This window comes from Thermostichus sp. MS-CIW-34, assembly GCF_054060435.1.
Genome location: NZ_JBSSDE010000011.1, coordinates 66339 through 80288, shown reverse-complemented (window position 1 = coordinate 80288; position 13950 = coordinate 66339). Strand labels below are relative to the sequence as shown.

The following is a 13950-nucleotide window of genomic DNA, read 5'->3' as shown; positions in this document are numbered from 1 at the left end:
ACTTGGCTCATAAGTTCATTGTACTTCATCAAAGCGCATTCCTCCCGGCACTGACCCTACGGGTACAGTGCGGGGCTCCTGCGATTTCTAGCTGACTGGCTGGCCGGCCTTTTTCCCCAGCAGGGATCCCTTGTTTTGCCTACCCTTTTACAAGAATCTGAAGAAAATCCAAAACCCCTCAGCCAGACCAGTTCTTCAGCATCTGGCTAATGGTTCTGCAGATGATCCGCAGGGTCATGGAGCGCAGCAGGATCCCCATCTGAAGGTCTGTCCCCGGCAATTCAAATCGCTCCGCCTGGCCCGCCACCGTCAAAGTTAGGGTGGATCCCCGCTGCAGGAAGAGGGCGCCGCCGGGGTTGAGATCCCGTTTCAGGGTTTGCAGCTCTTGATCGGAGGGATCCCGCAGCACCACCAGATCGCTGCCTTCGTAGGCCAAGCCCTCCCGCTCCAGGGTCTCTGCGTCGGCTTCCGCCAAAAGCAGATCCAGTTGGGGATGGCGCAGCAGGGTTTTCACCTGGCGAAAGAGGCTGCCCTGCAGGGGTCTAGAGCTGTGGTTTAGCAGCACGCCCTCCCGACAGACGGATCCCACACATGCGTTGGGGCGGTGGGACAAAATATGCTCCACCAAGGTGTGCGCCTCCGCCAAGGTGAGGCGGTTAAAGGTCAAAATCGGGATGCGGGCCGTCTTGGGAAACAGATGGTCGAGGATTGCCCCCGGCACATCCACTCCCGCGCCAATGGCAGGTTTTTGGTGCATGAGCACACCCGGCGCAGCATTGATCTCGATAATCCCCAGGGATCCCTCCTTCCAGGAGCGCTCCAGGCTGGGGGCAATGACATCGATGCCCAAGCACACCAGCGAGAACTGCTGGGCAATGGTTTGGGCCAAAACCACGTTGTCGGGATGGACGGTGGCCGTGACATCGCGGCTCACTCCTCCCGCCGAGAGATTGGATACCTTGCGCAGATAGACCGTCCGCCCCGGTTCCAGCACACTGTCCACTGTCAAGCCTTGCTCTGCCAGAAAGCGCTCCATTGCCTCATCCCATTGGATCGGCCCCAGGGGAGAAGTGGGGGTATCCCAACGGACGGGATCCCGGTTGGCCTGCTCGATGAGCTGCCCGATGGTGCTTTGGCCATCTCCCGTCACTGAGGCGGGGCGTCGTTCCGTGGCCGCCACAAAGCGGCCTCCCACACACAACAGGCGAAAATCGGTGCCCTGCAGATGCTTTTCCAGGATCAGTCGGATGGGCTCCTCAGGGGGAAGGGCTGCCACGGCTACCTCGTAGGCAAAGGCCAGTTCTTCCGGGGTTTGAATGCCTGCTGTTACCCCTATCCCCTTGTGGCCGGCCACCGGCTTGAGCACCACCGGATAGCCGATTTCTTGCGCTTGCTGCAAAGCTTCTGCCAAAGAGGCGACCACCTCTCCCTGGGGCACGGGGAACCCTTGCGCCGCCAGAAAGGCTTTGCAATCGTCTTTGCGGGTGGTGAAGTCAGAGTCGAGATGGCTGTCGCAGTGAAAGGTGGTGGCCACCCCTCGCACCTGGTTGCGACCATAGCCATACTGCATCACCCCTTCATCCCATAGGTAGTAGGTCGGGATCCCGCGTTCGTGAGCAGCCCGCAGGAGGGCATAGACCGTCGGCCCGCCGTACACCGAGTCGCGAAACAATTGCTGCAGGCGGCGCATCTCCCCTTCAACGTCGAAGGGCTCCCCCTGGGCGATGGCTTCCAGCCAATCCCAAGCAAAATAAACCGCGGCACGAGTGGTACGGCCATGCAAGGTCTGCACCGCGATGCGCACATACTCTGGAAACAGGTGACAGCTCCACTTCTGCAAGTGGAGATCCATCTGCAACCGGTTCACCTCCGTCACCAGCCGGGCAAACAAGTGGGCGTAGGAAGGATAAGATCCCTCCTGCAACTGGGGGAAATGGAAGCAGACCTTGGACAGGTAGACATCAATGGGCAGCGGCTGTGGGCACTGGGTAAGGGCAAAGTCGAAGGTGAAAGCGGCTGTATTGAGATAGGGGTTAGGGCCGAGATAATGCTTCAGGTTGAAAATGTCGAAAACATCCGACTCGCGCGCGTTGATGCGGGGCACGCCCGCCGCCTCCTGCAAAACCATAGCCGGCCTCAAGAGAAGGGAAACAACGACCTCAGCGCGGGGAAAACCCAGCTCTCCCGGCTGGGGCCGCTTCCATTATTCCCGATCCGGCCCCCATCCCCGGCGGCTTGCCCTCGCAGCATAAGGGATCCCAGCTAGCCTTTTGCTGGTCAATTAACAGTTGCCTGACAGGCAACTTGGTAACTTGGAAAACCCTTCCCACCCTCTGATCGGGTTGGGGTTATTTCGAGTTGCAGTGCAACTGTTTGCCAATTCTGGGATCCCCTCTCCTCATAATGGGCAAGGGGCTGGGAGTGCTTGCCTGTAGCAGTGCTAGAGGAATGCCTCAGACTTAGACTTGTTCGGAATCACCTAACGATGGGCTTGCCAAGTTGGACTAGCGAAGGGCGCTCAGAAGCACAACATCCATAACCAGCAGCGCCCCAGCAAAGGCCAGCAGGCTGCGCACGATCTGGCGCTCTTGCTTAGAACGATGGGATCCACCCACACGAAGCCATTTCAGAGATTGGGGAAGGCGGTACAACATAGGAAAGTCGGCGGAACCCTAGGGTGATCATGCCCTATTTTGTGGGGTTTGGATTCCCCACGCTGGGGGGGAGAAACGGCTAGCCCTGAGGGGCAATTCCCTCTAGAGTGAGGGTTAGTCCATTGCCCCTGTCTATGACCACTCCCTTGACCCAAGCCGAAACCGTTTTGCAAAGGTGCTGGGATCATTGGCAATCTCTGGCCAGCCGTCGGGATTTACAACCGGAGTTCAGGGCTCTATCCACTTTGCGCAAGCGCCTCACCGCGCGGCTGTTTTCCATTGCGGTGTTTGGGCTGGTCAACCGTGGCAAGTCGGCCGTCCTGAACGCCCTAACCGGCGAGGAGCGATTGAAGGTGGGCCCCCTCAATGGGGTCACTCAGCAGCCCCAATCCCTGCTGTGGCAGCCGGAGCCAGGGATCCCTTGGCGGGTGAGGCTGGTGGATACTCCGGGTTTGAACGAAGTGGAAGGAGAAGCCCGCGAACAGTTGGCCTGGGATGTGGCCCGCTCGGCGGATTTGATCGTGTTTGTCATCGCCACCGACCTGACCCAGTTGGAATACCAAGCTCTCTCGGAGCTGCGCACTCTATACAAGCCCATCCTGCTGGTGTTGAACAAATGCGATCTCTACTCCGAAGCGGAGTTGCAGGCCATTTGTGCCCAGATCAGCCGCCACCTAGGCTGGGTATCGCCGCAGGAGATTTTGACCGTGGCCGCTTGCCCAAAACCTCTGAAAGTCCGCACCCACTGGCCGGATGGCCGCATTACTTTGGAATGGGAACGGCCTGCACCCCAAATTGAAGCCTTGCGGGGGCGAATTCTGCAGATTTTGCAAACCGAGGCGGGATCCCTCCTGGCTTTGAATGTGTTGAAGCGGCTGGATCGGGTTCAGGCTCAGATTTTGGAAAAACAGTGGCAGCATCATGCCCGCTTTGTGGAGCAATGGGGCCAAGCTGTCGCCCTCGGCAAGGGGATTGTGGTGGGCTTGGCTCCGCTGGGGTTGGATTTGCTGTTGGCCCCACTGCTGGATGGCCTTTGGCTGTTGGGCTTGGGAGTGCGGCTTCACCTACCCCGGACGGCCTTGTGGAGGGGGCTGGTCTCCTTTCGCGAGGGGCTGTGGCGACCGCTGCTGCTCAATGGGGCTTTGCTGCTGCTAGCAGAAGGAGTAAGTTCCTGGCTGTGGGGAGGCTGGGGCAACGGCCTCTTGCCGGGTCTGGTGGCGGGGGTCAGCCTGTATCGCCTGGGATCCCTGGCGCCGCAGGTGCTCAGCCAGTTTGCAGCACAAGCGTTTGGCCTGGAAGCGGGCCTTCGTGCCTTGATCGGACGGGAAAGGTTGGCTATGACAGACTGCACAGCCTCTCTGCCAAGCTCCCTGGCCTAGTTCTCAACCATTTCGGCAGCGTGGTAGGAGCTGCGCACCAATGGCCCTGAGCGCACCTGGCGAAACCCCATCTGGCGGGCTATCTGGCCCAGCTCGGCAAACTCTTCCGGAGTCCAGTAGCGTTCCACAGGGCGATGGGCCAAGGAAGGTTGTAGGTATTGCCCCAGAGTCAGACGATCGCATCCCACCGCCAGCAGATCCCGGAAAGTTTCCAGCACTTCTGCGCGGGTCTCCCCATGCCCCAGCATCAGCCCAGACTTGGTGGGTAATCCAGGATTCAGCTCCTTGACCGTTCGCAAAACCCGCAAGGACAAGTCGTAGCCGGAGCTGCGCCGTACTGCCTGGGAGAGGCGTCGCACCGTTTCGATGTTGTGGTTGTAGCAAACAGGCTGGGCAGCCACCACACGGGCAATGCACTCGCGATCCCCGCGAAAGTCGGGGGTGAGCACCTCGATCTGGGTGCCGGGGCAGCGCCGCCGAATTGCCTCGATGACCTCCACAAAGCGACCGGATCCCTGGTCGGGCAGATCGTCGCGGGCCACCGAGGTGAGTACCACATAGCTGAGCCCCAGCAGCTCAACCGCCTCGGCCACTTTCTCCGGCTCTGTGGGATCCAACGGTGCGGGCCGTCCACTGGCCACCTGGCAAAAAGAGCAGGCGCGGGTACAGATCCCTCCCATCAGCAGAAATGTAGCGGTTTTTTGGCTGTAGCACTCGGCTCGATTTGGACAGCGCCCCTCCTCACAAATGGTGTGCAGGCCCCGCTGCTTGATCACCTGCTGCACCGCTGAAGTCTCGCTGGCTTTGCCGATGGAACGCTTGACCCAACTGGGAAGAGGGCTAACCGACATAGGGAGAACCGTTGCGTTAACTGGGTATCGGCAACAAGACTGCGCCCCTCTACAGCCGAAGGGTGCAGCGCCTGCTCTGCCATTCTGACATGATGAAGCTCTGGGTTCCGAAAAGGGGAGGCCGAAGTCTTTGGGTCGACGGACTTCTCGGCTCGCACCAGCGGGACAAAGTCCTCCCAAAGCTCAGCCCTGTTCAGGGTTGCATGGGTCTTTCGGGGAGATTAAGCCACCTGGGGTGTGGTCAGCATTTGGTTGACGATGCGCTGCACAATCTGAAAGCCGGTCACCGCCTGCCAACCCAAGATCGCCAGGATCACCACGTTTAATAGGACATGCACATTACGCGCCCAGACCTTTTGCCCGTCTTTCATCAGCGGTGCTAGAGCCGCAGAGCTGGCCACCAAGGCCACAATGCCCAACCCAGCCAGCAGGTGAGGCCCAACAAACAGCTTGCCATTGTTCAGGTAGGTAACCCCCATGCCGCCCAGCGCCCCGAACACCATCAACACCAAGAACAGGGATCCGGCGAGGAAATGCCGCTGACCAAACTTCCCTTTGATCAGCTCCTTGCGTTCTTCTGCCGAGGCAGTGCGCACCCGTCGCGCTTGCAGACCCAGGTAAAGGGCATACAGGGCCAGCGCAAATGCCAAAATCATCAGCACAGGATGAAAGAAAGGCAAGGCCAGTTCTAGCCAGCGAGGAAGTTGAATGCTCATAGAGACCGCGGGAAGAAAGAGGAAGACGCCCCCAAATTAACATGAGTTAACGTAAACTACCCGACCCTGACTGCTTCGCAGTACAGGGCGGGCTTTCGGTAGCCCTGCAGTTGGCAAGCCAACCACGAACCTCTAGGCTGGTTTACAGCAGCCCCCAAAAGCGCAATCACATTCGCACCATTCAAATCCGCATCCCCTTCCCATCCACAGTGTCCACACTTAAACTTCTTTCCACTGCGATAGGATTGCGCAGGATCGGGATGGATGTGCAAACACCGGTGGCAGGTCTGCGACGTGTAGGCAGGCGGCACAAGAACCAGAGAAACCCCTGCACGCAGAGCCTTGTACTCCAAAAATTGACGGAGTTGATAAAACGCCCAACTATTTGCCCGCCTACGCTCTGTCTTGCTGCGTGGCTGTTGATTGACCCTTTCCCGAATCCCTGTCAAGTCTTCCAGAGCAAGAGCGCTATTTGTCGCCTTTGCCCTAGAGACAATAGCTTTGGAGATGCGATGATTGACCCACACTTGAAAGCGTCTCTCCTTGCCAGACAGCCGTTGCAACAGTTGACGGCATCTGCGCCGCGAACTGCGTGTGCCCTTACTGGCTTTGCGTTGGAGTACCGCCCTCAACCGGGAGTAGTGGTCTCGGATTCGGTTCAACTGCTGTCCATTCCAGTTGTCCCCCTCTGACGTATGGGCAATATCTGTCCTTCCCAAGTCCACCCCCAGCACTCTACCCGTGCGTTGCGGTGGGCACGGTTCCGTTTCCACACAGATCTGAATGGAGTAGGAGCCGTCTTTACGCTTGACCAGAGTGGCAGATTTGGGATTGGAGCCCGCCAGCCGTTCTCTCTGGTAGCGGCCAATCGCCAGCCCAAAGCGCTCTCGACCCCCAACCGTGGTCAGCGACACCGTCCAGTCTTTCTCGCGGAACGAAAAGATACGGGCATCGTAGGTCGCAAAGCCTCTCTTGAACGCTTTGACCGGACGGTTTTTCTGTCGGGCAACTTTACGGGCACCGGCCAGCCGTCTGCAGACCTGCTGGGCCAGATTACTGGACAAGCCAAACCGAGCGCGAATCTGGTAATAGCAAAGGGACTGGAGTTTGACTGCGTTGACTACTTTTTCTGGTGTGTTTTGGTTGACCCAGTTCAACGCCTGCACAAAGGCATCCATTGTCGCATCCAACTTTGCGGCTTGCGACTGGGACACCTTGAGCTTGCAGGAGACGGTCAGGACTTGGGTCATGGTTCTATCGTAACTTCCGCATTCCTCCCGACACTGACCCTACGGGTACAGTGCGGGGCTCCTGCGATTTCTAGCTGAGCTCGCTGAAGCGTCAGAAGCGGCTAGCCGCGGTTCAGGCTATCGCGAAAGTCCGCCGGCCAGTTGAAGGCTCGCTTCTGCAGAAAGCTGCCAGCTCCCAAATCTAAAGGCCGGCAAACCCATCCAGCTGGCTCGGAGGAGAAATGGGCGTGTCAGGACAGGGATCCCACCGGCGCGAGATATTTTCCGTCTATGAGAAAGATGCCATTGGCAAACTGCACACTGTAGGTGCCCAACAGCCGCCGCTGCAGGATCACCCCTTGTTCGTGCAAGCGGATCAAATGGGCCGGGCGCAACATCGGCATTGGGTCAGCCGTTTTTAGGTAAGGAGGCATCTCCACCACTTGAACCGTTGCCCCCACTGGCAGTAAACCCTGGGCTTCAGACATAACGGGAGTCCATGTGGCAAGTGTCTCTAGCTTAGCTGAACGTAGGACGATGTATGCCCAAAACCGAACCCGAGCAGGATGACAGCATTAGGGCAGATCCCAGAGGAGCCGAACAGATTGGATCCCCGAAGAATTGTTGTAAGATTTTTATCAAGCACGAGGATTCAACGAGATAAAAAGGTAACATCTTGCAAGGTGAGTTGGTTTTTCCCACAAAGAAAAAGCAGTCGGCCTTTCGGGGTGCTGCCAACTGATCGCCAATTTGCTACCATACCATGAACTCTTGGTACCCATTTTTTGTGTCCTTGGATACGGAAACCTCATTTGCCGAGGCAATTTAGGGGTTCTCTTGTCCTGGAGCTGTGGGCGCAGCGCTTAGCAAGCTCGCCTTCGGCCTACGCACCAGCCAGATCTTTGCCGAAATTCTGTAGAAGTGTTAAGAATAGTTACATTGGTTTGCTATCTTCTCAGTTTTCATAGTCGTCCTTACTTCAGCGCTGCGAAACGACCATGCTAGATCCCATTCCCCCCCCAGCCCTTGAGGAATATCTCTTGCAAACGGGCATCATCGACCGTTCTCAACTGAGCCTGGCCAAGAAGCTGCAGCATCGCCAGCAAGGGCCGTTGCTGATGATCCTTTTGGAGTTGAGTTTCATCGATCTGGAGCAGCTCAGCCGCCTTTTGGATTTGGGCCGCGCCTACCCTTTTGATCATGCTGCAAACGCTGGATAGTCTTCAGCCCAACTGGCAACAGGCTCTGGCTCGGTGGTTCGCTGCTGAGCAGGGATCCCTGCTGCTGAAAAGCTGTGGGGGCCAGGATCTGGCGAAGCTGCGCAGTGTTTTGCAACAGATCTGTTCTCCTGTCCAGTCTGTTACGTTGCTAACAGAAGACTTGGAGGTGGTGGCCGGCCCATTGACGCTCCAAAGCTGGGATCCTCAAGCGACGGGCCATTTTGCCCACCTTTATCTGGAGCGTTCCGCCTCTAGCTCACACATGAGTCGTTTGGCGGCTATTGTTGCTCGGTTGCGCGCTCCCGACGGGTGTCCTTGGGATCGGGCCCAAACTCCAGAGTCTCTTACCCCCTACATTCTTGAAGAAGCGTATGAGACGGTAGCTGCCATTCGAGCCGGGGATCCGGCAGCAATTGCCGAAGAGCTGGGGGATTTGTTGTTGCAGGTGGTGTTGCAGTCTCAGATCTTTGCCGAGCAGAACCACTTTGATCTGGAAGCTGTGGCTGCGGGAATTGCCGATAAGCTCATCCGCCGTCACCCCCATGTGTTTGGGGATGCTGTGCCGGCAGACCTTCCGGAGTTGCACCGCTCTTGGGAACAGATCAAGCAAGGGGAGCGACCGGATCAAAGCCTTGGCCAAAAACTGCTGCACTATGCCCAAAGTTTGCCTCCCCTAATGGCTGCCCTGAAAATTTCCTGCAAAGTGGTGGGGGCAGGGTTTGAGTGGCCAACGGTGGAGGGGATCTGGGCCAAGATCCGCGAGGAAGAAGCCGAGCTGCGTCGAGAATTGGAGAGGGATCCCCCCGATCCAACTCGGCAGGAAGCCGAACTGGGGGATCTGCTTTTTGCCCTGGTCAACTTGGGCCGTTGGTATGGTTTGGATGCTGCCCAAGCTCTAACCCAAACCAACCTGCGCTTTGCTCGCCGTTTTTTGCGCATGGAAGAGCTGGCTCAGGAACCAGCGGGATCCCTGCCCGGCGATGGCATAAGCTCCCTTCTGAAAGGACGCAGTTTCCAGGAGCTGGAAGTCCTCTGGCAACAGGCCAAGCAAGAATATCCCTAGTTTGGATATGGGGTTGAGCTGGCGCTGGCTTTGAGGGGGTATCCGCCCACACAGTCTTGGGGCAAGTTCTCTTTGTAGGGTAGGAGCTGTTCTGAGCACCTGTCTCTATGTCGGCTATGTCTCCAGTTTCTTTCCTTGAGCAGGCTGGGGCTTGGATTGAATGCCTGCCCACATGCCAGAATGCAGCAAACCCCCCTCGCTATGCTCCTGTACGGGCCGGGGAGTATATTCGCTCTAAGCTGAAGGTTTCGATGATTGGGGAGGTAGGGCAGAGCTCTCGGAGATCTCAAACTCAGATAAAGTTTCAAAGCTCCCCGGCAGAGGATACAGCTACCTCCTGGCTTTGATTCGAGAGCAGTTTGGGTTACCTGATCTCAAGGCTCGGCTGCCTGTGGTGAAACCTCTTGCCCGTCATTTGGCCTGTGCAAATTCAGATCCGCCATCTCATCGAATATCGCTACAGTCGTCCAGTCCAACTGGAGCCCCACACGGTGCGATTGCGACCGCGCTGCGACGGGATCCAAACTCTCCTGGCTTTTGAGTTGCAGGTGGATCCGCAGCCGGTGGGCCAATCGGCGCTGGTGGACCTGGAGGGCAACGCGGCGGTTCGGCTCTGGTTTGGGGATCCCACCGAGCACTTGCGCATCCAAACTCAGGCCACGGTGCTCACCCTGCGGCAGAATCCCTTCGACTACCTGCTCTGCGATTGGGCCACCCATCTCCCCATCGACTATCCCAGCACGCTGGCAGCCCAATTACAGCCTTATCTGACGGCTCAGGCGGATCCCGGCATCCAGGCCTTGGCCTGGGAGCTATGGGATCACGTGCAGGGGGAAACGACAGCTTTTCTGCCGGCGCTGAACCAGCGCATCTATTCAGAATGCCGCCACATCTTGCGGGAAAAGGGGGATCCCTGGCCTGCCGGCTTGACCTGGCATCGCAAAACCGGAGCCTGCCGCGATTTGGCCCTGGTGTTCATGGAGGTCTGCCGTACGGTAGGCTTGGCCGCGCGCTTTGTCAGTGGCTACCAGGTCAGCCCCTCGCAGCCTTCGGGGGAGAGCAGGGGTGGAGAACCCCCAGAGCCTGTGCGCCGTCATTTGCACGCTTGGGCGGAGGTGTACTTGCCGGGGGCCGGTTGGCGGGGCTTTGATCCCACCCAGGGGTTGGCCGTGGCCGATGGTCATGTGGCTTTGGCGGCCAGCGCTTATCCCAGAGATGCTGCCCCCATTTACGGCCATTGGCTGGGCAGGGGCGTTCACAGCAGCATGAGCTACACCATCCACATTCAGGCGGGATCTTCTGCGCAAAGCCAAGCCCAGCTTGCTGCAGACAGCCTTAGCACTTCACCAAAAGTGCGGAGCTGAAGTTGTAGAGCGTCAACTTGGCCGGATCCCAAAGCGGAAATTTGAGATAGCATAGCCTAGCCAAGATCTAGAGAATCTGCCGAGGGATCCCGTTGACCCAGTCTATTGATGTCCCCACCAGCGTTGATACGTTTTTGCAGGAGTTGGCCGCCATTCAGCAAGTTGGGCCGAAGCGAGTGGCCATCCTGGGCAGTCGTCATGTGCCCATTACCCATCAGTATTTGATCGAGACCCTCAGTTATGCCCTGGCCCTTACCGGCAATCAGATCCTCACCTCTGGGGCCATTGGCACCAACTTGGCCGTCATTCGGGGGGCGATGCGGGCGGACATGAAGTCCTTGACGGTGATCTTGCCGCAGAGTTTGGAGCGACAGCCGGCAGAGTCGCGGGCCAGCCTGGAGCAGGTGCTGCATCTGGTGGAGCATCCGGAAAACGACCATCTTCCCTTGGCGGAGGCCAGCCGCCTGTGCAACCTGGAGATCATCAGCAAGTGCCAGCAGTTGATCTGCTTTGTCTTCCACGACAGCGTCACGCTGCTGGATGCCTGCAAGCATGCTGAGGAACAACACAAGTTGGTCACTCTCTTCTATTTCGACTGATTTGCCCTTCTACTTTCTTCCTCGGTATTGAGCTTGCGGCAGGGGGAAGTGTTCTTGTAGCCAGGCTTCAGCTTCTGCCGGGGTGGTGAGTTCGCCGTTCAGGGTGAGGCAACGCAGTTGCTCCAAAATGGCTTGGAAGGGGCGACCTGGCTTATAACCCAGACGACGCAGATCGTGGCCGTTGAGCAGCGGCTTTACCCAGTACCACTCCTGCAAATAGCGCCAGATCAGCCGCCGGGCCGGCTTGGGGGCGATCCCAGCCAACAAAATCACCGCCGGGATCCGCAGCCCCTGCAGCAGTTGCACCACCTGGGCCGGAGAGAGGGTGCCGGGATCCAATTGGGCCAACAGGGTTTGGTAATAGGAGGAATGGCTGAGGCGTTCGATGCCTGCTTGGGTGAGGTGGAGTTGGCTGGCCACCTGGGGGGCTTGGGGCAGCGTGAGGAGGAGAGCCTCTAGGCGCAGTTGCCAGATCTCCTGGGATCCCAGCTCAGGATAGCGGCGGCGAAAGTGATAAGCCCAGCGGCCCACCCGTTGCAACCGCCGGCACAGGGAGGGATCCCACTCCAGGTCGGGGTGAATACAGCGCAAAGCCCCCCATTCTGCCAGCCGCTCAAAGGCTTGGGGCCAATCGCGGGATCCGAGAATGTAGGCCAGCTCCTGCTTGAGGCGATCCCCGCCGACGGCATCGTGCAGACCACTGGCCACGGCAGCGCGGATCCATTTTTCTGTGGTCGAGTCCAGGGCGAAGCCCAAGCGCACCGCAAAGCGCACCGCCCGATAAATGCGGGTGGGATCCTCGATGAAGCTGTTGGGGTGCAATGCCCGGATGATCCCCTGTTGCAGATCTGCTTGTCCGCCGAAAAAATCCAGCACCTGTCCTCGCTGGGGGCCGTTGAGGCGCAAGGCCAAGGCGTTGATGGAAAAATCCCGCCGATAGAGGTCTTGCTGAATGGATCCCATGGCCACTTCGGGGGGAGAGGCCGGGTAGGGATAAAACTCCGTGCGGGCGCTGGCGATATCCACACAAAAGCCTCCTGGCCAGATCAAGGCCGCCGTTTGGAATTTGCCGTGGATCTCCAGCCGCGCTTCTGGGAAGTGCTGTTTGAGCGCTTGTCCCAAAATCAAGCCCCAGCCCGGGGGATCGATCCCATCCAGGGCCGGAGAGTAGGGCCCATCCACCACCAAGTCCAGATCCAGCCGCTCCAGGTTGGGTGAGGGCTGCCGTCCCCACCGATGCAGCAGCAGATCCCGCACCGTTCCCCCTACCAGATACAACCTCAGGCCCTTTTCATCGGCGAGGCGGGCGGCCTGCTCCAGCAACTGTCGATGCCGCTCCGAAAGAGCGGCGAAGGTGAGATCCAAAGGGCAGGAAAGGGTGGGCAAAGCCAACTGCGGTGAGAGGGCCGGCAACTCGTGTAGGTGCCGCAACACATCGGTGCGAGTTACAATGCCCACCAACTGTCCATCCTGGAGAACCGGCAGGCGGCCAATATCCCACTGCACCATCAACCGCTGAATCTCCGCCAAGGGGGTGTCGGGGGAGAGGGTTTTCACGTCGGTGGTCATGTAGCCCTTGACGGGGGCATGGCCAAACCCGTGATGCAGGGCGATATCGATATCCCGCCGCGAGATCACCCCCACCAGGCGACCTTGAGCGTCCACCACCACCAGGCCGGAATGGCCGTAGCGCAGCAGCACCCGCTGGGCCTCGTCGATGGTGATCTCCGGTCGGATGGTGCGCACCGGAGCCGACATCAAATCTTTGGCCGTCACCGGGGGCGGGATCCGCTCTTGGACAGCCTGCCTGAGGGCCGCCATGACTTGGGCCGGGTCGGGCAAAGGCTGCTCTGGGCTGGCTTTTAACGTGGCTGCTGCAGCACAATCGTGTCCACCGCCGCCGTAGAGGGCCATCACCCTGCCCAACTGGGCAAACTCCTGCCGCGCCCGCCCGATCAGGCTGAGCCGCTCCCCCTGCCGCGCCACCAAGAGCAGCACATCCACTCCCGTCAGATCCATCAGCCGCATCACCAGGCCGGCCAAGCCGGGCACAAACTCCGGCAGCTCCAGCAGCCATTCTCCCAGGCGATACTCCCCCACCTGCTGCACCTGCATCTGGGCCAGCCCCTGGCTGAGCAGCTCGCGCATCTCTGGGGTGAGGCCATCCCCCAAAAAGCGCCGCAACAAGACCAGGTTCACCCCCTGCTGCAACAGCCAGCTCAGGGCAGCAGCATCGCGGGCGGTGGTCTCCGGGAAGGTCAGGGATCCCGTATCCATGTGAATGCCCAAAGCCAGCGCCAGCCGCTCAAAAGGGCTGAGAGGGATCCCAGCAGCCTGCAGCCGCTCCACCAGCAAGGTACAGGTGGCCCCCACGGCCTCGATATGGCTGTTGACCTGCTGCTGCGGCCAAAAGTTATCCAGTGGACTGGGGTGATGGTCGAAAATCTCAATCTGCGCGCCGGGGACGCTCAACCAAGCGGCAGCTTTGCCCAAGCGATCCGGATCGTGACAGTCCACCACAATCCACCGCTGCACCTGTCCCGGATCCACAGAGCGCAGCTCGATGAGGGGAAATTCATCTCGGTACAAGGCCAAAAACTCCTGCACCCCCGGCAGGGATCCCCCGGTCAAGGCAATGCGGGCACCCGGATACAGGCGGGCCGCTCCCACCGCCGCCCCCAGGGTGTCGAAATCCGCCGATTGATGGCACAGGACCAGATCCATTGCGGCAAGGTTTGTCGTATTCCGCTCTTCCATCCTGGCCCAAGCCAGGATCCCTCTTGTTGGAATCGGACAAGAAGAAATGAAGGGCTGCTCAACTCCGAGGGGCAAGTGAAAACCTCGAAGCTAAGTTTCAGGACGGGTGTCCGGGTTT

Annotated in this window: 12 protein-coding genes; 5 read left to right on the top strand and 7 right to left on the bottom strand. The window is 59.0% G+C overall.

The features are described 5' to 3' along the window. Positions 1-178: 178 nt before the first annotated feature. Both ACVWYY_RS05865 and ACVWYY_RS05860 read right to left on the bottom strand, forming a co-directional pair. Positions 179-2128 (bottom strand): acetate--CoA ligase family protein, encoded by a 1950-nt coding sequence (locus tag ACVWYY_RS05865; protein ID WP_457403417.1) that lies wholly within the window; start codon positions 2126-2128, stop codon positions 179-181. Positions 2129-2504: 376 nt separating this feature from the next. Continuing rightward, complete coding sequence (locus ACVWYY_RS05860) at positions 2505-2654, bottom strand: hypothetical protein (RefSeq protein WP_011429585.1); 150 nt, start codon at positions 2652-2654, stop codon at positions 2505-2507. Between the two features lie 134 nt (positions 2655-2788). Here ACVWYY_RS05860 and ACVWYY_RS05855 point away from each other — a divergent pair, with 134 nt between their 5' ends. Then, positions 2789-4033, top strand: coding sequence for an Era-like GTP-binding protein (locus tag ACVWYY_RS05855; RefSeq protein WP_457403418.1), 1245 nt, complete (start codon positions 2789-2791; stop codon positions 4031-4033). Here ACVWYY_RS05855 and lipA read toward each other — a convergent pair. The 4 genes from lipA to ACVWYY_RS05835 all read right to left on the bottom strand — a co-directional run bounded on the left by lipA (position 4030) and on the right by ACVWYY_RS05835 (position 7317). Beyond that, positions 4030-4884, bottom strand: coding sequence for a lipoyl synthase (gene lipA, locus ACVWYY_RS05850; protein WP_414424038.1), 855 nt, complete (start codon positions 4882-4884; stop codon positions 4030-4032). The genes ACVWYY_RS05855 and lipA overlap by 4 nt on opposite strands. 221 nt (positions 4885-5105) lie before the next feature. Then, a complete protein-coding gene (locus ACVWYY_RS05845) occupies positions 5106-5600 on the bottom strand; it encodes a DUF4079 domain-containing protein (protein ID WP_011429588.1) in 495 nt (164 codons plus the stop codon). A gap of 56 nt (positions 5601-5656) precedes the next feature. Further along, on the bottom strand, positions 5657-6850 hold the full coding sequence (locus tag ACVWYY_RS05840) for an RNA-guided endonuclease InsQ/TnpB family protein (RefSeq protein ID WP_457403419.1): 1194 nt from the start codon (positions 6848-6850) through the stop codon (positions 5657-5659). Between the two features lie 230 nt (positions 6851-7080). Further along, positions 7081-7317, bottom strand: a complete 237-nt coding sequence (locus ACVWYY_RS05835) for a DUF3148 domain-containing protein (RefSeq protein ID WP_011429589.1) — start codon at positions 7315-7317, stop codon at positions 7081-7083. 510 nt (positions 7318-7827) lie between these two features. Here ACVWYY_RS05835 and ACVWYY_RS05830 point away from each other — a divergent pair. From ACVWYY_RS05830 to ACVWYY_RS05815, 4 genes are all read left to right on the top strand, one after another. Further along, a complete protein-coding gene (locus tag ACVWYY_RS05830) occupies positions 7828-8049 on the top strand; it encodes a DUF2949 domain-containing protein (RefSeq protein ID WP_414399082.1) in 222 nt (73 codons plus the stop codon). A 262-nt stretch (positions 8050-8311) separates the two neighbouring features. Continuing rightward, positions 8312-9112 (top strand): nucleoside triphosphate pyrophosphohydrolase, encoded by an 801-nt coding sequence (gene mazG, locus ACVWYY_RS05825; protein WP_457403454.1) that lies wholly within the window; start codon positions 8312-8314, stop codon positions 9110-9112. A 422-nt stretch (positions 9113-9534) separates the two neighbouring features. Then, the gene (locus tag ACVWYY_RS05820; protein WP_457403455.1) at positions 9535-10476 is read left to right on the top strand and encodes a transglutaminase family protein; all 942 of its coding nucleotides are present in this window, start codon (positions 9535-9537) and stop codon (positions 10474-10476) included. Positions 10477-10568: 92 nt separating this feature from the next. Beyond that, positions 10569-11075 (top strand): hypothetical protein, encoded by a 507-nt coding sequence (locus tag ACVWYY_RS05815; protein ID WP_011434437.1) that lies wholly within the window; start codon positions 10569-10571, stop codon positions 11073-11075. Positions 11076-11084: 9 nt separating this feature from the next. Here the strand turns inward: ACVWYY_RS05815 and ACVWYY_RS05810 are convergent, their stop codons facing one another. Next, entirely contained in the window at positions 11085-13799 is a 2715-nt protein-coding gene (locus ACVWYY_RS05810) for a CBS domain-containing protein (protein ID WP_457439848.1), read from the bottom strand. Between the last annotated feature and the right edge of the window lie 151 nt (positions 13800-13950).

Bases quoted from the DNA above. Each gene is read 5' to 3' on its own strand.
- ACVWYY_RS05865 (WP_457403417.1), bottom strand. From the start codon at position 2,128: ATGGTTTTGCAGGAGGCGGCGGGCGTGCCCCGCATCAACGCGCGCGAG.
- ACVWYY_RS05860 (WP_011429585.1), bottom strand. From the start codon at position 2,654: ATGTTGTACCGCCTTCCCCAATCTCTGAAATGGCTTCGTGTGGGTGGA.
- ACVWYY_RS05855 (WP_457403418.1), top strand. From the start codon at position 2,789: ATGACCACTCCCTTGACCCAAGCCGAAACCGTTTTGCAAAGGTGCTGG.
- lipA (WP_414424038.1), bottom strand. From the start codon at position 4,884: ATGTCGGTTAGCCCTCTTCCCAGTTGGGTCAAGCGTTCCATCGGCAAA.
- ACVWYY_RS05845 (WP_011429588.1), bottom strand. From the start codon at position 5,600: ATGAGCATTCAACTTCCTCGCTGGCTAGAACTGGCCTTGCCTTTCTTT.
- ACVWYY_RS05840 (WP_457403419.1), bottom strand. From the start codon at position 6,850: ATGACCCAAGTCCTGACCGTCTCCTGCAAGCTCAAGGTGTCCCAGTCG.
- ACVWYY_RS05835 (WP_011429589.1), bottom strand. From the start codon at position 7,317: ATGTCTGAAGCCCAGGGTTTACTGCCAGTGGGGGCAACGGTTCAAGTG.
- ACVWYY_RS05830 (WP_414399082.1), top strand. From the start codon at position 7,828: ATGCTAGATCCCATTCCCCCCCCAGCCCTTGAGGAATATCTCTTGCAA.
- mazG (WP_457403454.1), top strand. From the start codon at position 8,312: ATGAGTCGTTTGGCGGCTATTGTTGCTCGGTTGCGCGCTCCCGACGGG.
- ACVWYY_RS05810 (WP_457439848.1), bottom strand. From the start codon at position 13,799: ATGGATCTGGTCCTGTGCCATCAATCGGCGGATTTCGACACCCTGGGG.